This is a genomic window from Flavobacterium psychraquaticum (genome assembly GCF_034497725.1).
Classification (GTDB): domain Bacteria; phylum Bacteroidota; class Bacteroidia; order Flavobacteriales; family Flavobacteriaceae; genus Flavobacterium; species Flavobacterium psychraquaticum.
The window spans coordinates 57,724-78,965 of record NZ_JAXKVR010000029.1 but is presented as its reverse complement, the minus strand read 5'-3'; the positions used below and the strand labels follow the sequence as shown (position 1 = coordinate 78,965).

Here is a 21,242-nt window from a genome sequence, read left to right as displayed (position 1 = left end):
CCGAAAGACGATTTCGGAGTTTTAGTATTGAAAAAATAATTTTGATGTTAATTAATAATCATCTTCTTTGTAATTACACCAGATTCAGACTGGATGTTAATTATATAATTTCCAGCGCTTATTTTTGATATATCTAAATCGTTCACTGAATTATTATTTAAACTATAGAACGATACAATGCGACCGCTAATATCATAAATAGTTGCATTGATTAAATTTAGTTCACTATTATTTAATATTCTGACATTGTTTTTTGCAGGATTTGGATATAAAGTTATTGAATCAGTATTTAATTGATTATTATCTGTACTTAATATATCCATGAAATTTGGTCTAATTACAAGACTTTTTGCAAAAGTAGCTCCAAATGTTTCAACATTAGCCCATGAACCTGTTGGAATTGTAGGCCAATTTACCCAAACAGTACCAGGAGTAAAAATAGCATCTGTATTTGCAACTTGGATATATAAGGTACCTTCTTCAATAGCGATTAAATATGTTCCTGGATTAAGTGTGAAAGTTCCACCAACAATATTGGCTGTGTATAAATTATTTACAGTACTAACAATTGTTACTGGAACAGTTTGGGCAATAATTGCATAAGGTACACCAGCTACCATGTTCCAAATAGTTGCATATGTTGTTGTTCCTGTTAAAGTTCCATCTGTATTATTTAGAATAAAACTTACTGACACAATATTTGTAGAATTTACAATTTCAAACTCTTGTCCTAGTTGTCCACTTGTTCCTTCTCCAATCCCTAAAGATCCAGTTATAATATTATTGTCTCTTGCATAAGTATTTTCAATTTCTTTGCTATAACTTATCGTATTGTTTAATAAATACGCATCTGTTTCTGTACTTGTAAGTACATGAGTAAATGTATAGTTTCCAGAAGTGGTTGGAGTATATCCTACCAAATTTACCGTTTGATTTGCTCCAGATGCTAAACTTGCAATAGGGGTGCTATTTTCAGTATATACAAGTGTGGATGCTAAATCATATACATTTAATGTAACTACTAGATTAGTCATCGCATTGGTGCCTAAATTAGAAACAGTTATATTTGAATTTAAATTTCCAACTTGAGAAAAAGGTATTCTTGAATACTCGTTAGATGTAGTTGCACTTATATTCGAATCATAACTTAAAGTAGCAATTACTTTTATGTTATCCACTAAAAGTAAAAATTTGTCATTACTATTGTTTCTCCAAGAAATATATACAGTTTGTCCTGAATATGCTGATAAATCAACTGAACGATTTGTTATTGTTGAGTTCTCTGCAGCTGTAGAAAATAAAATGACACTAGAAGCAGCTATATCTGCAGTAGTGGTCGATATTCTTACTTCATATCCATCTGGAAAAGCAACATCAGGTGAATATGCATCCCATGATAAAACACTGTTGTTTGCTAAAGTGATAGGAGGCGACATCATCCAGTCATTTGATACTCCAGCTGGCGTGTACCAAGAAGTACTTGTAGCCATAATATTTGCTGCATTATTTGGGTGAGCTCTAACAATCCATGCGTTTGTCATATAGGAAACACTTGCGCTTGGAGTTAATCCGTCTACATTGAAAAGTGTCCATCCTGTTGGGAATGTTCCTCCTGTTCCTTCAAAATCTTCAAAAAATATTGTTTGTGAATGTCCAGAAAAATAGAAACAAAAAATAATAACTAATAAAGAGTATTTTTTTTTCATAATTTATTTGTTTTTTACATTAAAAGCAAATATAGACTTAATTATCCGTTATTAGTGTAAATCATTCAAAATAAGTGTATTTGATCAATTTGTTTATTTAGATCGGGTTGTATATAAAAAAACTCCGAAAGACGATTTCGGAGTTTTAAATATATTTAGGATAAATTTTAGAATTTCAATTCTACAGCTGGTAACAATTTACTCGAAACTTCTCCAAAACCAATTCTGAGGTTATCTTTTTGACAATATCCTCTAATAATTACAGTATCGTTATCGTTAATAAATTTACGTTCAGAACCATCATTTAATTTTACAGGATTTTTTCCACCCCAAGAAAGCTCCAACATTGAACCATACGAATCAGGTGTTGGACCAGAAATTGTTCCACTTCCCATCATATCACCGCTGTTTACTCTACAACCATTTATTGTATGATGCGCCAATTGTTGTGCCATTGACCAATACATATATTTAAAATTTGAACGAGAAACAATTGTCTCGTCCTTATCTTCAGGTTGTATCGCTACTTCTAAATTAATATCAAATGCTTTTTCGCCTTTTTGTTGCAAGTAAGGCATTGGAGTAGGCGATTGTTCTGGACCTTTTGTTCTATAACTTTCTAAAGCGTCCATCGTCACAATCCAAGGCGAAATTGATGAAGCAAAGTTTTTAGCTAAAAACGGACCCAACGGCACATATTCCCACTTTTGAATATCTCTTGCGCTCCAATCGTTAAATAAAACCATTCCAAAAATATGCTCTTCCGCTTCTTCTACAGAAATTGGCTCGCCCATTATATTAGCATCGGTCGTAATGAAAGCAGTTTCTAGTTCAAAATCTACTAATTTAGAGGGACCAAAAACAGGAGTTGTTTCGCCATTAGGTAAGGTTTGGCCATAAGGTCTGTGCACTGGAATTCCAGAAGGAACAATTGTAGAACTTCTGCCGTGATAACCTACAGGAATATGTAACCAGTTTGGTAATAATGCATTTTCTGGGTCACGAAACATAGCACCAACGTTTGTTGCGTGTTCTTTTGAACTATAAAAATCAGTATAATCACCTATTTGAACTGGCAGAAGCATTTCTATTTCGGCAACATCAAAGATAACTACATCTCTGTGTGATTTATTATCTCTTAATTTCGAATTGTTTTCGTCGAAAAGTTCAGCCAAGCGATTGCGCACCAAACGCCAGGTTTTTTTTCCATCTGAAATGAAATCGTTTAAAGTATCTTGCATAAACATATCGTCTGTCAATTCAATGCCTTCGAAGTAACCTAATTGCTGAAGCGCGCCCATATCAATGGCACAATTACCAATTCTCGTTCCGATCGTTATTACATCTTCTCTAGTTATGAAAACTCCGAATGGAATATTCTGAATAGGGAAGTCGCTATTTTGTGGAACCTGAATCCAAGATGCTCTTTTTGGATCGTTTGCTATATTTGGCATATTTTTATTAAAGATTAGTTGTTGAAAAATTATGAATCAAATATAAAATTATCTAGCAATGTAACAAACCTTTTTCGTAATTTTGACCTAATTTTAACGAAACTTTATTGCAATGCAACGCGACGAACAAATTTTTGATCTAATTCTTGACGAACAAGATAGACAAATTCACGGAATTGAATTAATTGCTTCTGAAAACTTTGTTAGTGACCAAGTAATGGAAGCTGCGGGTTCATGTTTAACTAATAAATATGCAGAAGGCTATCCAGGAAAACGTTACTATGGAGGATGCGAAGTAGTAGATATTGTAGAACAAATTGCAATTGACAGAGCAAAAGCTTTGTTTGGTGCAGCTTATGTAAATGTGCAACCTCATTCAGGTTCTCAAGCGAATACAGCTGTTTTTGCAGCTTGTTTAAAACCCGGAGATAAAATTTTAGGGTTTGATTTATCTCACGGAGGTCATTTAACTCACGGTTCACCAGTGAATTTTTCAGGTAAATTATATGATCCTGTATTTTATGGAGTCGAAGAAGAAACAGGTGTTTTAAACTATGATAAAATCCAAGAAATTGCTTTAAGAGAAAAACCAAAAATGATTATTGCGGGTGCTTCGGCTTATTCTCGCGATATGGATTTTGAACGTTTTAGAGTAATTGCGGATAGTGTTGGCGCCTTGTTATTAGCCGATATTTCGCATCCAGCGGGATTAATAGCTAAAGGTTTATTAAATGATCCTGTTCCTCATTGTCATATTATTACTACAACAACTCATAAGACTTTAAGAGGTCCAAGAGGAGGAATGATAATGATGGGGAAAGATTTCGAAAATCCTTGGGGTTTAACTACACCAAAAGGAGAAATCAGAATGATGTCGCATATTTTAGATATGTCGGTTTTCCCAGGGAATCAAGGAGGTCCTTTGATGCACATCATTGCGGCTAAAGCAGTAGCCTTTGGTGAAGCTTTAACAGATGAGTTTTTCCGTTACTCAATGCAAGTACAAAAAAACGCTAAGGCTATGGCTGAAGCTTTTAATAAAAGAGGTTACAAATTAATTTCTGGTGGAACAGATAATCACATGATGTTAATCGATTTAAGAAACAAAGGGATTTCTGGTAAAGAAGCTGAAAACGCTCTAGTAAAAGCAGAAATTACCGTAAATAAAAATATGGTTCCTTTTGACGATAAATCACCTTTCACAACCTCTGGAATCCGTGTGGGAACTCCTGCAATCACTACTCGTGGTTTAGTAGAAGAAGATATGGAAACAATTGTAGCCTTGATTGATAAAGTTTTAACAAATCATACCGATGAAACTGTTTTAGAACAAGTTGCAGAAGAAGTGAACGATTTAATGAGTGAAAGAGCAATGTTTGTTTTTTAACACAAGAAATACTTTATAGTATAAAAAAAAACTCCTAAAATTTCTTAGGAGTTTTTTTTATATTATTTTCCGTCTTTGTCGACTTTAATTCTTTCAGTTCTGTTCGCTAATTCCCACGCAAGGGCAAAAGCTAACTGCGCTCGTTTTGCTAAAGCATCATATTCAATTTTATCTGGAGTATCGCCTGGTTGATGATAATCTTCGTGAATTCCGTTGAAAAAGAAAATTGCAGGAATTCCATTTTTAGCAAAGTTATAATGGTCGGAACGGTAATAAATGCGCTCTGGATCATTTCTGTCGTTGTATTTATAATCCAATTCCATTTTCGTGTATTTTGCATTTGCAGCTTCATTAATAGTATGCAATTCACTACTTAATCGGTCTGAACCAATTACATAAATATAATTATTGGTATTTGGATGTAACGTATCTCTTCTTCCAATCATGTCAATATTGATATTTGCAACCGTATTTTTTAAAGGGAACAACGGATTTTCCGAGTAAAAACGAGAACCGTGTAAACCGTGTTCTTCACCAGTTACGTGTAAAAATAAAATAGAGCGTTTCGGTCCGTCTCCTTTTTTGGTAGCTTCTTTAAACGCTTGAGCTATTTCTAATAAAGCTACTGTTCCAGAGCCATCATCATCAGCACCGTTATACACTTCACCATTTTTCATCCCTACATGATCGTAATGTGCCGAAATAACTACAATTTCTTCGGGTTTTTCACTCCCTTTTATAAACGCCCAAATATTCTCTGAATCATTTAATTTTGGCGAAAATCCTCTTTTCATAAATTCAGATGGCACTTTTTGGTACCAATCCGTAGCAGCTTCTGGGAAAGAAACCCCAATTTTTTTATATTCTTCAATTAGGTATTTTCCTGCTTTTTTCTGGCCTGGTTCTCCTGTGTTTCTTCCTTCCATAGCATCACCTGCTACAATATAAAGGTGCTTGCTTAATTCGGGAGCCGTAATTGTGTTTATATAATTACTGACAACATCCTTATCTTTTACTACTTTTTGAGCGGTTGAACAACTTCCTAATACTAAGGTTAAGATTGCCGTGCTAAATACTATTTTCTTCATTAAAATTAGAGTTTTGGTTAACAAATATAATCAGTTAGTTCAATAATCAATCAATTAATTACAGTTTGAAGATCAATTTTAACAAAATTTGAAGATTTGCACTATTCTTTAAAGAACAACAATGAGTATCTTTGTTAAACAGTCTGCTTAAGACAATTTAAAAGTTGAAATAAAATGATAAATAAATTATTAATAGTATTCATTACAGTAATTTTAATTAGTTGTAATTCAAAAAGTTCAGATGATTCTAGTAATTTAGTTATTGAAAATCAGGTTGTAAATAATCCGGATTCAATTGCAAGTTGTAGTCCAAGAGTTTTAAAAAGAAATACCGAAAATGGATTAATAAGTTTAACAAATGGCCAAATTGAAGAATTATCCAAAAAAATTAAAACCTTAAATCCAGACTTGCCTACTATTGGTGTGCTGATGTATGACGACGTTTTAACTACGGAATTAACAGCACCAATAGATGTTTTTACCAAATTAACGGAAGACGGAAAACAATTGTTTAATGTAATTACAATTGCAGAATCCTATGATTTTATTGTGAGTGAAGAAGGTTTGAAAATGTTTCCAGATTATATTTTAACCAATACGCCAAAATTAGACATTTTAATTGTTCCAAGTGCTTATGATATGACTTTGCAAGTAAAAAATAAAAATTTAGTCGATTTTATTAAAAGCCAAAACAACAATACACAATATACCGTGAGTAATTGTGCTGGAGCTTCGCTTATCGGAGAATCTGGAATTGCAAATGGCAAAAAAATCGTTACTTGGATTGGTGGTGGAGAAGATTTACAAAAAAAATATCCGTTATTAAAAGTACAAGATGACAAAAATGTAAGTTATATGGAAGATGGGAAGTTTTTATCCTCAAACGGAAACTTAGCGTCTTATATTTCTTCTTTAGAATTGTTAGAAAAATTAAGCAATAAAAAACACAGAAAATTTGTAGAGTCGTATTTATATTTAGATCGACTTCAAAATTGGAAAAACTAAAAAAAAGTCATACAATACAACAAATCTGCTTTTATGAAATTATTTTTAGACGACACTTTTAACAAACAACTTACGGCTGATAAGGAAACCACAAATGAAAGACGCCAAGTGCATCAGGCTGCATTTTCTTATGTTACGCCACGTGTTCCGTCGGATCCAAAATTGGTTCACGTTGCGGATGAAGTAGCAAATGAGTTGGGTTTTACAAAGGATTCCATAAATTCTCAAGAGTTTTTAGATTTGGTTTCAGGAACTAAAGTTTATCCCAACACAAATCCGTATGCGATGGCTTACGCCGGACATCAATTTGGGAATTGGGCCGGACAATTAGGCGATGGAAGAGCAATTAATTTGTTCGAAATCATAAACAACGACAAACGTTTTACCTTGCAATTAAAAGGAGCAGGGGAAACGCCTTATTCTAGAACTGCCGATGGTTTTGCGGTTTTGCGTTCTTCGGTTCGCGAACATTTGTGCAGTGAAGCAATGTTTCATTTGGGCGTTCCAACCACGCGTTCTTTGTCTTTAATTACGACAGGAAACAAGGTTTTAAGAGATGTGATGTACAACGGAAATGCCGCTTATGAAGAAGGAGCAGTCGTTTGTAGAATTGCTCCATCATTTATTAGATTTGGGAATTTCCAACTTTTTACAGCCCGAAAAGATATCGCAAATCTTCAAAAATTAGCCGATTATACGATTCAGTATTTCTATCCAGAAATTCAAACTTCGGGCAAAGATAAATATTTAGCATTTTATCAGGAAATAATTAATAGAACGGTCGAAATGGTCGTGGAATGGCAGCGTGTCGGTTTTGTACACGGCGTTATGAACACGGATAATATGTCGATTTTAGGGTTAACAATTGATTACGGACCTTATGGTTGGTTAGAAGATTATGATCCCGATTGGACACCAAACACAACCGATGCCGAAGGAAGACGGTATCGTTTTAAAAACCAACCCGATATTGCTTTATGGAATTTAGTCCAACTCGGAAATGCATTGTATCCGTTAATTGAAGATTTGGAAGCAATGGAAGTGGTTTTGAACAGTTTTAACCAACAATTTGATGCGAAATTTCCAAAAATGATGCAAGCCAAACTTGGACTTTCGTCGGATTATAATGCGGATTTTCAAGACGAATTGATTACTTTATTGACAACTTCGGAAACCGATATGACAATTTTCTATCGAAATTTAGCAAATATTCTAAAATCCGATACGGCAGAAATCGCTTTGGCAAAAATCGAAATCGCATTTTACGAACCTTCTAAAATTAATGCAAGTCTAAATACAAGTTGGGTAAATTGGATGGAACGTTATTTAGAACAACTAAATTTCGAAACAAATTCAGACGAACAACGAAAAAAAGCAATGAATTTGGTCAACCCCAAATATGTCTTGCGAAATTATATGGCACAATTGGCAATCGAAGCCGCCGAAAAAGAAGATTATAGCTTAATAAACGAATTGTATATTTTACTGAAACAACCTTATGACGAGCAACCCGAATTTGAAAAATGGTTTGCAAAACGCCCCGATTGGGCTCGAAATAAAGTCGGTTGTTCAATGTTATCGTGTAGTTCTTAAAAATAAAAAAATAGATATGAAAAACTGGAAACCCATTACCACAGAACAAGATGTATTGACTATTGTTGAAAATTCAGTAGAAAAACCGCAAATTATTTTCAAAGACAGCACCACTTGTGGCATCAGTGCTTATGCAAAAGAACGTTTACAAGCCGGAAATGATTTATTAATCGATAAGGCCGATTTCAATTATTTGGACTTGCTAACGTACCGTCCAATTTCAAACTTTATTGCTTCAGAATTGAGTGTAATTCATCAATCACCGCAAATTATTGTCTTGAAAAACAAAGAAGTTGTTTATCGTTCTTCGCATCACAGCATTCAAGTGGCTGAAATCGCGAAATTTTTGTAGCAAATTTTCAATTCTAAATTAGGTTTGTTTTTTAATACTAGTTGTAAGTAATTGAAATTCAGTCAAAAAGAAATAAACTATAAAGTTTTATACTTTAAACTAAAATTGTAACTTTGCACTCCAAAATATACGACTCCAATGTTAGATAGATTACAATATATAAAACAACGTTTTGATGAAATTTCAGATTTGATTATTCAACCTGATGTGATTATGGATCAAAAACGTTATGTACAATTAAACAAAGAATACAAAGATTTAAAAGCTTTAGTTGAAAAACGCGAAGAGTATATCAATATTGATGAAAATATTAAAGAAGCGAACGAAATTCTTGCCGATGGTTCAGATGCCGAAATGGTAGAAATGGCCAAAATGCAATTAGACGAAGCAAAAGAGCGTTTGCCTGAGCTGGAAGAAGAAATCAAATTCATGTTGATTCCTAAAGATGCTGAAGACGCTAAAAACGTAATGGTCGAAATCCGTGCAGGAACTGGAGGCGATGAAGCGTCTATTTTTGCGGGAGATTTGTTCCGTATGTATACAAAATATGCCGAATCTCGTGGTTGGAGAACTTCTGTTGTAGACATGAACGAAGGAACTTCTGGCGGTTTCAAAGAGGTAATTTTTGAAGTTTCAGGAGAAGATGTTTATGGAACTTTGAAGTTTGAAGCGGGAGTTCATCGGGTACAACGTGTTCCGCAAACCGAAACCCAAGGTCGTGTGCACACATCTGCGGCAACAGTAATGGTGTTGCCAGAAGCTGAAGAGTTTGACGTGCACATTGATATGAATGACGTTCGTGTTGACTTTTTCTGTTCGTCAGGTCCTGGAGGTCAGTCGGTAAATACCACCAAATCTGCGGTTCGTTTAACGCACATTCCTTCTGGATTAGTGGCCCAATGTCAAGATCAAAAATCGCAACATAAAAATAAAGACAAGGCAATGGATGTTTTGCGTTCGCGTTTATACGAACAAGAATTAGCAAAAAAACAAGCCGAAGATGCTATCAAACGTACTTCGCAAGTGAGTTCAGGAGACCGTTCTGCAAAAATTAGAACCTACAATTATTCACAAGGACGCGTAACGGATCACAGAATTGGTTTGGACGTTTTTGATATGGATGGTGTAATGAATGGAAAAATTCAAAAATTCGTAGAAGAACTTCAATTGGTTAACAATATGGAGAAATTAAAAGAAAACGAATATTAAAAACATACAAATACGATTCAAAAATGTCAGACTTCCTAAGTTTGGCATTTTTTTTTGGAGCGAAGGGTTCGGGCATTTTTTGGAATCCATTTTCCCGCTTTCCGTTGCAATCTTTTTATTTTTAAAAGAAAAATAAAAAGGATTTCCACTACAATCGGGGCTAGTTAGGAAACTATTCGAATTTTTGTTTCGTTTTTATTTCAAACTATCAAAAACTTTGCGAACTTTGGCGTCAAACACAACACAATGACTACAGCACAACTAACGGCCCAAATTCACGCCAAAAAATCATTTCTTTGCATCGGTTTAGATGTCGATTTATCAAAAATCCCAGCACATTTATTAACTACCGAAGATCCGATTTTCGAATTCAACAAAGCCATTATTGATGCCACGCACGATTTATGCGTTTCCTACAAACCAAACACCGCTTTTTACGAAGCTTATGGTATAAAGGGTTGGCAATCCCTACAAAAAACAATCAATTACATCAACGAAAACCATCCCGAAATCTTCACCATTGCCGATGCAAAACGGGGCGATATCGGAAACACTTCGTCAATGTATGCCAAAGCTTTCTTTGAAGATTTAAACTTTGATTCCGTTACCGTTGCTCCTTATATGGGTAAAGATTCAGTCGAACCTTTCTTAGCCTTCGAAAATAAGCATACTATTATGTTGGCTTTAACTTCAAATGAAGGTGCTTTTGATTTTCAAACAAAAAATGTAGCCGGAAAAGAGCTTTATAAAGTAGTTTTAGAAACTTCAAAAAACTGGAAAAATGCCGAAAATCTAATGTATGTTGTCGGTGCAACCAAAGCTGAATATTTCACTGAAATCAGAAAAATTGTTCCTAACAGTTTTTTATTAGTTCCAGGAGTTGGAGCACAAGGCGGAAGCTTGCAAGAAGTTTGCAAATACGGAATGAGCGAAAACGTTGGTCTTTTAATTAATTCTTCACGAGGCATTATTTACGCTTCAAACGGAACCGATTTTGCAGAAAAGGCTAGGGAAGAAGCCTTAAAACTTCAACAAGAGATGGAAGTTATTTTAAATAAATAATAATAAAAATCCCTCAGATTCCCAAATTTGTAATCTTTTTATAAGTTGTGAATTAAAAGTTCAAATACTGTTGCAATTTATCAAACACCTAACAGGTTTTTAAAACCTGTTAGGTGTAACTATTCGATAATTATTGTTTTGATTCAATAGATAATTAGTATTAAAATAATCTATTTTAATCCCTAGCAAAAACTTTTCTAAAATCCTTCAAAAATTCCTAAACCAAACAAGGCAAAGTCATATTTAACAGGATCTTCTTTGTCCAGAAGACGTAAATTGGTGTCTAATTCGGCTAAAGCTTTCGCGTCATTTTGTTTTCGAGTTAGTAAGCCTAATTTTCGAGCTACATTTCCAGAATGAACATCAAGCGGACAAGATAATTTAGAAGGTGAAATGGTCTTCCAAATGCCAAAATCAACTCCTTGGTTATCGGTTCTGCAATTCCACCGCAACCACATATTAATTCGCTTACTGGCCGAATTCTTAAGCGGATCGGAAACGTGTTTTTGAGTTCTAGGCAAATGATCAACTTCAAAAAACAATTTCTTAAATTCCCAAATCGCATTTTGCATTGAATCTTCTTGCTGATGTTTTGAGAAGACAGCTTCCAAGCCGCCGTGATTTTTATAAATATGTTGAAAACTTTTGATAAACGTAGCAAAATCGGTTCCGTTAAAAGTTCGATGCACAAAACTTTCTAAAGGTTCCAATTGCGATTCCGAATGCGACATCACAAAATCGTAAGGTGAATTTCCCATAAAATCCATCATTTTTTTGGCGTTGTTGATAATCATTTTACGATTTCCCCACGCAATTGTCGCCGCTAAAAATCCTGCAATTTCAATATCTTCCTTGGCCGAATACAAATGAGGAATCTGAATCGGATCGCTTTCAATAAATTTAGGTTTATTGTACAACTCGACCTTTTCGTCTAAAAAATCTTTGAGTTCGGAATGTGTCATTATTTTAATTTAACCTATGCGTTAATTACAAACTTATAGGACTTAAATGGTTATTTGTAGAGTGCCAGCATAACTTTAATAAATATAGTCAATATACTAAACGCTATACATCAATTCTAGATTTTTCTAAAACCTATAAAAATACTGACAGCGCCTATTAGGCATAATGGTATTCCTGTAACTAAACCTAAAGAGTTTTCGAAAATCAAGGCTATTATTCCAACAGTTAATGAGGAAATTCCTAGAATAAGACTTTTAATACCGCTCTTTCTTAACGCAGCTTTATCTATAATCGGATAATTATTTTGTGTTATTACTTGAGGTGTATTTTTCTGGTTGTACAATGCGCGATGTTCTACTATATGCGTTTCGCCGTCAATTATATCTCCATCTACCATAATCAATCTTCTGTCTGCCATATTTGCAAGTTCTTCGTTATGAGTGACAATTACAAAGGTTTGCCCAAATTCATCGCGCAGCTTAAAGAACAATTCGTGTAAAGTTTCAGCTGTATGTGTATCTAAATTTCCAGAAGGTTCGTCGGCAAAAACAACAGCAGGATTATTAATTAAAGCTCTAGCAACGGCTACACGTTGTTGCTCTCCTCCTGAAAGTTCACTTGGTTTGTGATGTGTTCGTTCGGCTAATCCTAAATAGGTTAGCAAGCGTATTGCTTCTGTTTCCACTTCTTTTTTGTCACGATTAGCAATATATCCTGGAATACATACGTTTTCTAAGGCTGTGAATTCTGGTAGTAATTGGTGAAATTGAAAAATAAATCCCAAATGTGTATTTCGGAATTTAGATAAAGCGTTGTCTTTCAAATTTAAAATCGATTCACCATTTATTTCTAAAAAGGTATTCGAATCTTTTTGGGGCATATCTAATGTGCCCAAAATTTGTAACAAAGTCGTTTTTCCTGCGCCGGAAGCACCAACGATAGAAACAATTTCGCCTTTTTGAATGTGTAAGTCAACACCTTTTAAAACGTGTAACGAATCGTAATATTTATGTAGATTTTTTGCAACTATCATATTCCAAGATTTCTACAAAGTAACAAAGAATTTTGGCTAATAAAAAAACTAATCGAAAGCTATTCTCGTAAATTAAAGTATAAAGTTTCGTTAAATTGTAAATAGTGTTTAATTTTTACGTAAATTTGTTAAACAAAAATAAAAGAATCGCAGTATGAAAAATAGTTTCAAATTGTTTTCTTTAGTTTTAAGCTTCGCTTTTAGTTCTTGTACTGCTAAAGAAAAGCCTATCGTTAAAGAAGAATTTAAAGAACCAATTAAAATAAAAACACAAGAAGGAATGGAAATAGCAACATTTGCAGGAGGTTGTTTTTGGTGTACAGAAGCCTTATTTTTAGAGGTAAAAGGAGTTGAAAAAGTTGTTTCAGGATATATTGGAGGAACTGTTAAAAATCCTTCATACCGAGAAATTTCTACAGGAACTACTGGGCACGCTGAAGCAATTCAAATTACGTTCAACCCGAAAGAGGTAGCGTTTGAAGATTTATTAGAAATGTTTTTTGGAACACACGATCCAACGACTTTAAACCGTCAAGGAGCAGATGTGGGCACACAATACAGAAGTGAAGTTTTTTATCATTCGCAAGAGCAGAAAGATAAGGTTGAAAAATATATTGAGTTGTTAGAAAAGGAAAAACTGTATAGCAATCCTATCGTAACAAAATTGTCTTCGGCAACTATTTTTTATCCAGCGGAAGATTATCATCAAAATTATTACAATCAAAATTCAGGTCAAGGGTATTGCCAAATGGTAATTGCACCGAAATTAGAAAAATTAAGAAAATACTACAAATCAAAATTAAAATAAAAAGGAGAAATTGCTATGAATACAACTATTGAAAAAGAAATATTTGATATTATTGGTGATAATCATCAAATGACTTCGGCTGAAACTCCTTTAAGAGCAGATGCTTTTGCAAAATCAGATGCTGATAAAATGAAAGTCATTGAGCAACATTTTGAAATTATTATGAAAGAGTTAGGTTTAGACTTAACCGATGATAGTTTGCAAGGAACGCCCCATCGTGTGGCTAAAATGTTTGTTCAAGAAATATTTTCAGGTTTAAATCCGGCCAATAAACCCAAAATCTCGGTTTTCGACAATTCTTATAACTATGATAAAATGTTGGTTGAAGCGAATATAACGTTTAATTCAACTTGCGAACACCACTTTTTACCAATCGTAGGAAAAGCGCACGTAGCTTATGTTTCTTCTGGAAAAGTTATTGGATTATCGAAACTAAACCGTATCGTGGATTATTACGCAAAACGTCCGCAAGTCCAAGAACGAATGATTATGCAAATTTTCAACGAATTAAAAACAGTCTTAGGCACTGATAATGTAATTGTAGTGATGGAAGCAACGCATTTATGTGTTTCGAGTAGAGGAATTAAAGATCAAAGCAGTTATACTTCAACTTTACAATATGGTGGTGTTTTCAATCAGAAAGAATATCGAGATGATTTCTACAAAATGATTCACAAAGAATAATTTTGGCATTAGTTTTGTATCTTCGTAGTTGAAAATACAATTATAAAGAATGACAGAAATTATAAACGAATCAGGAATTAATTCTCCACTGCCACCAGCAAAAAATGATAAAATGTCAAAGTTAGTTCTTTGCTTATTATTTGATGGAATAGGAATGTTGTCTTATGTAGTGCCTGTTTTTGGGGAAGCTATTGATTTTATTTGGGCACCAATTTCGGGAATGTTGTTAGTACTTATGTTTAAAGGTTCTGTTGGGAAGTTAGCAGGAGTTTTTGGTTTTATCGAAGAATTAATACCGTTTGTAGATATAATCCCAACGTTTACCATTACTTGGTTCTATACGTACATAATAAATAAAGGAAAAGGACAAGAATAGAAAAAGGAGCTTATTGCTCCTTTTTTAGTTTAGAATCTACATATCTTGAAATAAATCCTAATTTTAATCGATTTAACATTTTCTTTTCGAATTGCCAAAAAAAATCGAATTCTCTAAAAATAAATCCTAGAAATACTAATAAAAACTGGTAAATCGGGAAGATTAATAATATTCTTAAAACGCGATAAAGCCAATGCGGTTGAAAAGTTTCTGGAATTCCAATTAGATTTAAAAAAGGTATAGCTAGTAGTAATGAACTATAACCTGTAATAGCAAATACAATAAATATTTTTGTTAATTGCCAGTTGCTTGTGACATTCCAGCGTTCTTTAAGTTTCTTCATAATTAAATTCTCGGAACAAATCCTCCTAATTCTTGTTTGTTAGTTAACTGAAAATAAACTAAGTAATTGTAAATCATATAGTTTACATCGTAACCATAATTTATAGTGCTTTGATAGTTGATAGTCATCTCGTAAAGATCGGACTTATATTGAAAAGGAAGCATTGCTCTTCTGTTCCATTCGATAACCCAAATTCTATTTCTGTTTTCTAAGTAAGACTGGGAATAATAATTTTTTGGTTTGGCGTATGAATTAAACCAAGAAGTAAATCCACCATCAATAATAATAACTTCATATTCAATTTCTTTGTTTGCGATCCGAATAGTATCATTATCTAATTTTGGTTTATCTTCAAAACTAGTAGAACTTTTAGCTCCATTGCAAGCTATAAGTAAAGAGAAAACTAGCGATAGAATTAAAATATTATACTTCATAACCTCCATTATTTACGAAATATAAAGGTAAAAAAAAGCATCGACAGTGCCGACGCTTTTATGAAATATTAAATGTTTCTTATTTACTGAATAGTTTGCCTAATAATCCACCTAGACCACCTTTTTTATTTACAGCCGACATTGCATCGCTAACGTCAAGTTTTCCATCACCATTTTGGTCTAACATAGAAGCTAATCCGCCCCCGTTTCCACCCATTAATCCGCCTAAAATATCGTTTAAGCCTGAACCTGTTGAAACGCCACCTTTTTGAGTTTGTTTTGCCAAATACCCCATAATAATAGGCGCAAGCATTGGTAATATTTTTGAAATTATACTAGAGTCAACTCCTGTTTTAGAGCTTAATCCTTGTACCATTTTGTCTTGATTGCCGCCTAAAACGTGACCCAAAATTTTATTTCCGTCAGAAAAATCGCCACCTTTTAGAAATCCACCTAAATTATCAAGAATACTTCCATCGTGTTTTCCACTAGTTAAAGCAGTTAATAATCCTGAAGCGCCATCTTTAGAAGTAAGATTGTTTTGCATTTGACCCAAAAGAGCCGGCAAAGTTGAAGAAACTACTTTAGTGGCTTGCGAAGCATCTAAACCTGTTTTTTCGGAAACACTTCCAATGATTTGTTTCCCCATATCACTATTTAGTAAATCTAAAATTCCAGCCATAATTTTTAGTTTGTTTAGTTTATTTATTTAAAGGTATAAAAAAAATTATTCATTTTTTAATATACTAATGATTTGCATTGCTAATTCTGTTCCAATTCTATCTTGTGCTTCTTCCGTTGCAGCTCCAATATGCGGTGTTAATGAAATTTTTGGGTGCATTAATATTTGAATTTCTGGTGTTGGTTCTTTTTCAAAAACATCTAAACCTGCAAATAAAACTTTGTTATTGTCTAAAGCTTCTAACAATGCTACTTCATCAATGACGCCACCTCTAGCACAGTTTATAATTCCTACACCGTCTTTTAATTGTTCTAATTCTTCTTTACCAATTACATAACCATCTTGAGCTGGAACGTGTAAAGTAATAAAATCAGAATGTTTGAAAACACCTTCTAGTGGTTCTGTTTTAATGTCAACATTGATAAATTGACCGTTATAAAAATCAACACGAATTATCGCTTCACGTACATATTTATCAACGGCAATAACTTTCATTCCCAATCCCAAAGCTATTTTAGCCACCGCTTGACCAATTCGGCCAAAGCCAATAATTCCTAAGGTTTTTCCACGTAATTCAATTCCATTTGAGTAGGCTTTTTTCAATCCATCAAAGTGAGTGTCACCTTCTAATGGCATATTTCGGTTGGAATCGTGTAAAAAACGAACGCCTGAAAATAAGTGAGCAAAAACTAATTCCGCTACACTTTCTGAAGAAGAAGCCGGCGTATTTATCACGTGAATTCCTTTACTTCTTGCGTAATCAACATCGATATTGTCCATTCCTACGCCGCCACGACCAATTATTTTTAATCCCGGACAATCATCAATAATATCCTGACGCACTTTTGTAGCACTTCTTACCAAAATTACACTAATAGCATTGGTATTGATATAATTAGCCACTTGTTCTTGTGCTACTTTTGTTGTGATTACTTCAAAACCTCCTTTTTCTAATGCTTTGATACCACTTTTTGAAATGCCGTCGTTTGCTAAAACTTTCATTATTTGTATTTTATATTTTTATTTCTTTTATTCAATTATGTAGAAAACAGTGTCAATGAAATAGTGAACACCATTTTGAGTCAGCACATTTTCATCGTGTAAATCTTCTAAGATGATTCCTAAATAATCATTTCGGTAATCATTATTTCGAATGTTTGTAAATCCATTATTTTCTAAAAACGTTCTTACTTTATCTAAATCTGTCTTATCAGTTGCTTTAACAAAAGGTTGTTCCACAACAGCATATAGATTTTTATCCATTGTATAAAAGCCTAGCAATTTATAAGCAGTATCTGGAAAAAAATAATTGTGTAGTGAAAGATTTTGAAGATAATCTAACCAAGATAAATAATAAATAGCGTCATTTAATTTTAAAACACTTTCGCCGCTTTTTATGTAGACTTTTTGTTCAGCACCTTCAGAAATGTAGTTGTCTAAATTTACATCTGGATACCAAAAATTATTTTCAGCAATGAATTCAATTAAATTCTTTGTTTCTTCTTTTTTGAAGTGCTTATCTTCTTTAGCCAAACCGCCTGAAGTTTCGCTTCTTCTAAGGAAACTGGCAATTGTTTGGATAATCCTTCCTTCGCTATTTTTGCTCGTTCCTGAAATGATATGTTTAATTTCATCTTTCATTAATTTACTTAGTAAAGATAGTAATTTTTTTATTGAACGTTTAAAATGGGAAGACTACACACTTTTTTCTAATTCTTTCATTACATCTACTAAAACCTGAACGCTTTCAATAGGCATTGCATTATAAATCGAAGCTCTATAACCGCCAACAGAACGATGACCAGCTAAGCCTGAAATACCAACAGCTTTCCACATTGCATCAAATTTTTCTTGATGAGTTTCATCCGCTAATACAAATGTTACATTCATTAAACTTCTGTCTTCCACTACAGAAACACCTTTGAATAATGGATTTCTGTCAATTTCAGTATATAATAAATTGGCTTTTGCTTCATTTAATGTTTCAACAGCTGCAATTCCGCCTAAATTTTTCAACCATTGTAAAGTTAATAAAGACGCATAAACCGGAAATACCGGAGGCGTATTATACATGCTTTCTTTCGCAATATGTTGTTGATAATCTAACATTCCTGGAATCGTTCTTCCTGATTTCCCAAGAATTTCTTCTTTAATTACGACTAAAGTTGTTCCGGCCGGACCCATATTTTTCTGAGCTCCAGCATAAATAAGATCAAACTGAGTAAAATCTAAACTACGGGAGAAAATATCCGAACTCATATCACAAACTACTGGAATAGAAGTCTTTGGAAATGATTTCATTTGGGTTCCAAAAATGGTGTTATTACTTGTGCAATGGAAATAAGATGCATCCGCAGGAATACTATAGTTTTTTGGAATATGATTATAATTTTCAGCTTTAGAAGAACCTACGATTACCGTTTCTCCAAAATGTTTAGCTTCTTTTATGGCATTATTTGCCCAAGTTCCTGTGTCTAAGTAAGCCGCTTTTCCGTCAACTTTCATTAAATTATAAGGAACCATTAAAAATTCTAAACTTGCACCACCAGCTAAAAATAAAGCTTGATAACCTTTTCCTTCTAAACCTAAAAGTTCTAAAACTAAAGCTCTTGCTTCTTCCATTACAGCTACGAAATCTTTACTTCGGTGTGAAATTTCTAAAATCGATAACCCTGAGTTATTAAAATCTAAAATGGCTTGTGCAGATTTTTCAAAAACTTCTTTTGGAAGGATACAAGGGCCAGCACTGTAGTTGTGTTTTTTCATTTGGAATCGTTGTGGTTTTAGTTTGATATTTTTAAAAAGCAAATTTCGGTAAAATGGATTAAAAATTGCTTTATAATTTGATAATAATTCGACTGTTTTTTATCTAAATATGTTTTATTACTTTGCGAAAATTACTAATTCAATACTTATATTTTTGATAAGAAAGCCAAAGTGTCCACATTATCTGCGTAATCCCAAAGTTTTGGTTTCTGGGTTTGGCCAAATGCAATCGAATTTTCAACTAAATTATTCGAAACTACGCATTGAATTTGTTCCTTATCTGCTTCTAAAAGGCTTTTTAACACTTCTAAATCATCATAAAATTCGTAAAAAACAGATGAAATAGGAGAAGAGTAACTCGCATCTTCCTTAATCGTTAAAAATTCATTGTCTAATAATTTGAAGTTACTCATTAAGAAAACCGCTTTGTTATAATCGTAATTATTAGCATATTTTTCGTAATAAATTACGTCTTTATATTCATACATTGCTTTGAAAAAGCGATCAAAATTATAATCTTTAGGTACAAAAAGTTTGGATACATTTCTACAACCTAAACCAAAAAATCTAAAAATATCTTCACCTAAATTCACTAAATCTTCGTGCGATTCATTTCCGTCTAAAATTACTACGGAGTTTCTATTTTTGCGAATAATACTTGGCTTGTCTTTGAAATAATATTCAAAATAACGTGCGGTATTATTGCTTCCGGTTGCAATTACAGCGTCAAAACTTTCTAATTTCCCTTCAACAAAGGTAATTTTATCGGCTAATTTCGGTTCGATTTCAATTAAATATTTCGCCAAGAATTTTAATAAATATTGATCATTGGAAGACGTTTTTACTAAAACATCGTGTCCTGAAATTAATACCGAGAGAAAATCGTGAAATCCTACTAACGGAATATTTCCGGCTAAAATTAAACCTACTTTTTTGCAGCTGGTTTTCGAGAAATCGTAAGAAGAAAGCCATTCGGTTAAATTGCGTTCTGTTAGTGCTTCGGCCCAAGATTGTACGCTGTAATAAACTTGTTCTGGTGTAAACCAACCGTTATGTGATTGCGATAATTCAATCAAAGTAATAAAATCGTCATAAAACAAATCGTTATTTAAAACTGAAGTGTCTTTTGTGTTATTTTCGAAGGAAAACTGGTTTAAAAATTTTCCTAAGGCAATAAAACTCGATTTAATTTCATTTTGTAACATTTGTAACTTGTTTATGTGTGGTTTACATTGTAATTTTGCACAAAAATAATCAATTAGTTAGACTAAAAGCAGCTTTTTATAAAACTTCTGATTTTAGCCTAATTTCAAACTTATACTACTATGGCAATTATAATAACAGACGAATGCATCAATTGCGGTGCGTGCGAACCAGAATGCCCAAACACTGCAATTTATGAAGGAGCAGATGATTGGAGATATAAAGATGGAACAAAATTAAGCGGAAAGATAATTTTACCAGACGGAACAGAAGTAGATGCGGATGCGGCTCAAACGCCGATTTCAGACGATGTTTATTTTATTGTCCCAGGAAAATGTACGGAATGTAAAGGTTTTCACGAAGAACCACAATGTGCAGCAGTGTGCCCGGTTGATTGTTGTGTGCCAGATGATAGTCATGTAGAAAGTGACGAAACGCTTTTAAACAGAAAAGCATTTTTACATAACGAATAGTCTTTTTCACTATAAAACAAAAAAAATCCTGAATTCTCATTCAGGATTTTTTCATTCATAGCAATTCTTCTTCTTTATTGACTTACTGTATATTTTTCATAAGTAATAGTATCTGATTTTGGATCATATGTTTCTAAAATCAAGTTACCTTCTGTATCAAAATAGCCAATAGCCGTTTTTTGTTTACTTCTATAAATAAAACTATTTGTAGTAGTTTTTCTCAAGAAAGCTTCGTTTTTCTTGTCTTCTGATAAAATTCGATATCCTTTATTGTCTAATGAAACTTGGTATTTTTTTCCATCTAACATATAATAAGATGAACGATCCAAATCAACTGTTCTTGTAGAACCATCAGGATTTGTGATTGTAGTAGTTTTTTGAACCATTACTTCAGATGGTTTAACATCCATGTTAATATTCTTAACTTCTTGGTCTTTCAATTCAATGTTTTGAACTTCACGAGTATTTTCTTTTTTTACAAATTTTTTCTCTCCATCAGAAGTTTTAACTGTTGTAACAGTTGTCTTAGTTTCGTCTTTTACGTTTTTGTTTTGCGCTAATATTGTATTTGTAATAAATAAAAGTGCCAATGTCATAACTATTGTTTTCATAATGTTTTGT

At 33.2% G+C, this 21,242-nt stretch carries 22 protein-coding genes and 1 pseudogene; 10 read left to right on the top strand and 13 right to left on the bottom strand.

What is annotated here, in order from left to right; translation table 11 throughout:
• Positions 1-47: 47 nt before the first annotated feature.
• Both T1L09_RS08455 and fahA read right to left on the bottom strand, forming a co-directional pair.
• Entirely contained in the window at positions 48-1,706 is a 1,659-nt protein-coding gene (locus T1L09_RS08455; protein ID WP_322550517.1) for a T9SS-dependent choice-of-anchor J family protein, read from the bottom strand.
• A 167-nt stretch (positions 1,707-1,873) separates the two neighbouring features.
• The gene (gene fahA / locus T1L09_RS08450) at positions 1,874-3,160 is read right to left on the bottom strand and encodes a fumarylacetoacetase (RefSeq protein WP_322550516.1); all 1,287 of its coding nucleotides are present in this window, start codon (positions 3,158-3,160) and stop codon (positions 1,874-1,876) included.
• Positions 3,161-3,272: 112 nt separating this feature from the next.
• Between fahA and glyA the strand changes: the two genes are divergently transcribed.
• Positions 3,273-4,547 (top strand): serine hydroxymethyltransferase, encoded by a 1,275-nt coding sequence (gene glyA / locus T1L09_RS08445; protein ID WP_322550515.1) that lies wholly within the window; start codon positions 3,273-3,275, stop codon positions 4,545-4,547.
• A gap of 62 nt (positions 4,548-4,609) precedes the next feature.
• Here glyA and T1L09_RS08440 read toward each other — a convergent pair whose 3' ends face one another.
• Positions 4,610-5,635, bottom strand: coding sequence for a M28 family metallopeptidase (locus T1L09_RS08440; RefSeq protein ID WP_322550514.1), 1,026 nt, complete (start codon positions 5,633-5,635; stop codon positions 4,610-4,612).
• Positions 5,636-5,809: 174 nt separating this feature from the next.
• Here T1L09_RS08440 and T1L09_RS08435 point away from each other — a divergent pair, with 174 nt between their 5' ends.
• The 5 genes from T1L09_RS08435 to pyrF all read left to right on the top strand — a co-directional run bounded on the left by T1L09_RS08435 (position 5,810) and on the right by pyrF (position 10,856).
• On the top strand, positions 5,810-6,640 hold the full coding sequence (locus tag T1L09_RS08435; RefSeq protein WP_322550513.1) for a DJ-1/PfpI family protein: 831 nt from the start codon (positions 5,810-5,812) through the stop codon (positions 6,638-6,640).
• Positions 6,641-6,673: 33 nt separating this feature from the next.
• The gene (locus T1L09_RS08430; RefSeq protein WP_322550512.1) at positions 6,674-8,233 is read left to right on the top strand and encodes a protein adenylyltransferase SelO; all 1,560 of its coding nucleotides are present in this window, start codon (positions 6,674-6,676) and stop codon (positions 8,231-8,233) included.
• A gap of 16 nt (positions 8,234-8,249) precedes the next feature.
• A complete protein-coding gene (gene ytxJ, locus T1L09_RS08425) occupies positions 8,250-8,585 on the top strand; it encodes a bacillithiol system redox-active protein YtxJ (protein ID WP_322550511.1) in 336 nt (111 codons plus the stop codon).
• A 138-nt stretch (positions 8,586-8,723) separates the two neighbouring features.
• Entirely contained in the window at positions 8,724-9,794 is a 1,071-nt protein-coding gene (gene prfA / locus T1L09_RS08420; protein WP_322550510.1) for a peptide chain release factor 1, read from the top strand.
• A gap of 246 nt (positions 9,795-10,040) precedes the next feature.
• Positions 10,041-10,856 carry an orotidine-5'-phosphate decarboxylase gene (gene pyrF, locus T1L09_RS08415; RefSeq protein ID WP_322550509.1) on the top strand — a complete coding sequence of 272 codons (816 nt, stop codon included), beginning with the start codon at positions 10,041-10,043 and terminating at the stop codon, positions 10,854-10,856.
• Positions 10,857-11,053: 197 nt separating this feature from the next.
• Here pyrF and T1L09_RS08410 read toward each other — a convergent pair whose 3' ends face one another.
• Positions 11,054-11,818: a TIGR02757 family protein gene (locus T1L09_RS08410; protein ID WP_322550508.1), complete on the bottom strand. Its 765-nt coding sequence runs from the start codon at positions 11,816-11,818 to the stop codon at positions 11,054-11,056.
• A 380-nt stretch (positions 11,819-12,198) separates the two neighbouring features.
• Positions 12,199-12,852 (bottom strand): annotated as a pseudogene (locus T1L09_RS08405) (ABC transporter ATP-binding protein); the annotation flags it as partial.
• A gap of 280 nt (positions 12,853-13,132) precedes the next feature.
• Between T1L09_RS08405 and msrA the strand changes: the two are divergent.
• From msrA to T1L09_RS08390, 3 genes are read left to right on the top strand one after another with little or no spacing between them, the layout of a single operon-like run.
• Positions 13,133-13,660 (top strand): peptide-methionine (S)-S-oxide reductase MsrA, encoded by a 528-nt coding sequence (gene msrA, locus T1L09_RS08400; protein ID WP_422718511.1) that lies wholly within the window; start codon positions 13,133-13,135, stop codon positions 13,658-13,660.
• Between the two features lie 15 nt (positions 13,661-13,675).
• A complete protein-coding gene (folE, locus tag T1L09_RS08395) occupies positions 13,676-14,344 on the top strand; it encodes a GTP cyclohydrolase I FolE (RefSeq protein WP_322550506.1) in 669 nt (222 codons plus the stop codon).
• Between the two features lie 49 nt (positions 14,345-14,393).
• On the top strand, positions 14,394-14,720 hold the full coding sequence (locus T1L09_RS08390) for a hypothetical protein (RefSeq protein WP_322550505.1): 327 nt from the start codon (positions 14,394-14,396) through the stop codon (positions 14,718-14,720).
• A 10-nt stretch (positions 14,721-14,730) separates the two neighbouring features.
• On the opposite strand, the gene T1L09_RS08385 is transcribed toward T1L09_RS08390, so the two are convergent.
• From T1L09_RS08385 to T1L09_RS08355, 7 genes are all read right to left on the bottom strand, one after another.
• A complete protein-coding gene (locus tag T1L09_RS08385) occupies positions 14,731-15,063 on the bottom strand; it encodes a DUF6787 family protein (RefSeq protein ID WP_322550504.1) in 333 nt (110 codons plus the stop codon).
• Positions 15,064-15,065: 2 nt separating this feature from the next.
• Positions 15,066-15,497, bottom strand: coding sequence for a DUF6146 family protein (locus tag T1L09_RS08380; RefSeq protein WP_322550503.1), 432 nt, complete (start codon positions 15,495-15,497; stop codon positions 15,066-15,068).
• A gap of 79 nt (positions 15,498-15,576) precedes the next feature.
• Positions 15,577-16,179, bottom strand: a complete 603-nt coding sequence (locus T1L09_RS08375; protein WP_322550502.1) for a DUF937 domain-containing protein — start codon at positions 16,177-16,179, stop codon at positions 15,577-15,579.
• Between the two features lie 45 nt (positions 16,180-16,224).
• Complete coding sequence (locus T1L09_RS08370) at positions 16,225-17,181, bottom strand: D-2-hydroxyacid dehydrogenase (RefSeq protein WP_322550501.1); 957 nt, start codon at positions 17,179-17,181, stop codon at positions 16,225-16,227.
• Between the two features lie 27 nt (positions 17,182-17,208).
• On the bottom strand, positions 17,209-17,820 hold the full coding sequence (locus T1L09_RS08365) for a putative polyvalent protein kinase domain-containing protein (RefSeq protein ID WP_322550500.1): 612 nt from the start codon (positions 17,818-17,820) through the stop codon (positions 17,209-17,211).
• 54 nt (positions 17,821-17,874) lie between these two features.
• The gene (gene serC, locus T1L09_RS08360; protein WP_322550499.1) at positions 17,875-18,945 is read right to left on the bottom strand and encodes a 3-phosphoserine/phosphohydroxythreonine transaminase; all 1,071 of its coding nucleotides are present in this window, start codon (positions 18,943-18,945) and stop codon (positions 17,875-17,877) included.
• Positions 18,946-19,091: 146 nt separating this feature from the next.
• Positions 19,092-20,150, bottom strand: coding sequence for an acyl-CoA reductase (locus tag T1L09_RS08355; RefSeq protein ID WP_322550498.1), 1,059 nt, complete (start codon positions 20,148-20,150; stop codon positions 19,092-19,094).
• 120 nt (positions 20,151-20,270) lie between these two features.
• Between T1L09_RS08355 and T1L09_RS08350 the strand changes: the two genes are divergently transcribed.
• Positions 20,271-20,621, top strand: coding sequence for a 4Fe-4S dicluster domain-containing protein (locus tag T1L09_RS08350; protein WP_322550497.1), 351 nt, complete (start codon positions 20,271-20,273; stop codon positions 20,619-20,621).
• 74 nt (positions 20,622-20,695) lie between these two features.
• Here T1L09_RS08350 and T1L09_RS08345 read toward each other — a convergent pair whose 3' ends face one another.
• On the bottom strand, positions 20,696-21,232 hold the full coding sequence (locus tag T1L09_RS08345; protein ID WP_322550496.1) for a hypothetical protein: 537 nt from the start codon (positions 21,230-21,232) through the stop codon (positions 20,696-20,698).
• Between the last annotated feature and the right edge of the window lie 10 nt (positions 21,233-21,242).

Coding starts and splice junctions, on each gene's coding strand:
- T1L09_RS08455 (WP_322550517.1), bottom strand. CDS start 1,706: ATGAAAAAAAAATACTCTTTATTAGTTATTATTTTTTGTTTCTATTTT.
- T1L09_RS08355 (WP_322550498.1), bottom strand. CDS start 20,150: ATGTTACAAAATGAAATTAAATCGAGTTTTATTGCCTTAGGAAAATTT.
- T1L09_RS08345 (WP_322550496.1), bottom strand. CDS start 21,232: ATGAAAACAATAGTTATGACATTGGCACTTTTATTTATTACAAATACA.
- T1L09_RS08410 (WP_322550508.1), bottom strand. CDS start 11,818: ATGACACATTCCGAACTCAAAGATTTTTTAGACGAAAAGGTCGAGTTG.
- T1L09_RS08380 (WP_322550503.1), bottom strand. CDS start 15,497: ATGAAGTATAATATTTTAATTCTATCGCTAGTTTTCTCTTTACTTATA.
- glyA (WP_322550515.1), top strand. CDS start 3,273: ATGCAACGCGACGAACAAATTTTTGATCTAATTCTTGACGAACAAGAT.
- T1L09_RS08365 (WP_322550500.1), bottom strand. CDS start 17,820: ATGAAAGATGAAATTAAACATATCATTTCAGGAACGAGCAAAAATAGC.
- T1L09_RS08370 (WP_322550501.1), bottom strand. CDS start 17,181: ATGAAAGTTTTAGCAAACGACGGCATTTCAAAAAGTGGTATCAAAGCA.
- pyrF (WP_322550509.1), top strand. CDS start 10,041: ATGACTACAGCACAACTAACGGCCCAAATTCACGCCAAAAAATCATTT.
- fahA (WP_322550516.1), bottom strand. CDS start 3,160: ATGCCAAATATAGCAAACGATCCAAAAAGAGCATCTTGGATTCAGGTT.
- T1L09_RS08430 (WP_322550512.1), top strand. CDS start 6,674: ATGAAATTATTTTTAGACGACACTTTTAACAAACAACTTACGGCTGAT.
- T1L09_RS08375 (WP_322550502.1), bottom strand. CDS start 16,179: ATGGCTGGAATTTTAGATTTACTAAATAGTGATATGGGGAAACAAATC.
- T1L09_RS08350 (WP_322550497.1), top strand. CDS start 20,271: ATGGCAATTATAATAACAGACGAATGCATCAATTGCGGTGCGTGCGAA.
- serC (WP_322550499.1), bottom strand. CDS start 18,945: ATGAAAAAACACAACTACAGTGCTGGCCCTTGTATCCTTCCAAAAGAA.
- ytxJ (WP_322550511.1), top strand. CDS start 8,250: ATGAAAAACTGGAAACCCATTACCACAGAACAAGATGTATTGACTATT.
- msrA (WP_422718511.1), top strand. CDS start 13,133: ATGGAAATAGCAACATTTGCAGGAGGTTGTTTTTGGTGTACAGAAGCC.
- T1L09_RS08390 (WP_322550505.1), top strand. CDS start 14,394: ATGACAGAAATTATAAACGAATCAGGAATTAATTCTCCACTGCCACCA.
- folE (WP_322550506.1), top strand. CDS start 13,676: ATGAATACAACTATTGAAAAAGAAATATTTGATATTATTGGTGATAAT.
- T1L09_RS08435 (WP_322550513.1), top strand. CDS start 5,810: ATGATAAATAAATTATTAATAGTATTCATTACAGTAATTTTAATTAGT.
- T1L09_RS08385 (WP_322550504.1), bottom strand. CDS start 15,063: ATGAAGAAACTTAAAGAACGCTGGAATGTCACAAGCAACTGGCAATTA.
- T1L09_RS08440 (WP_322550514.1), bottom strand. CDS start 5,635: ATGAAGAAAATAGTATTTAGCACGGCAATCTTAACCTTAGTATTAGGA.
- prfA (WP_322550510.1), top strand. CDS start 8,724: ATGTTAGATAGATTACAATATATAAAACAACGTTTTGATGAAATTTCA.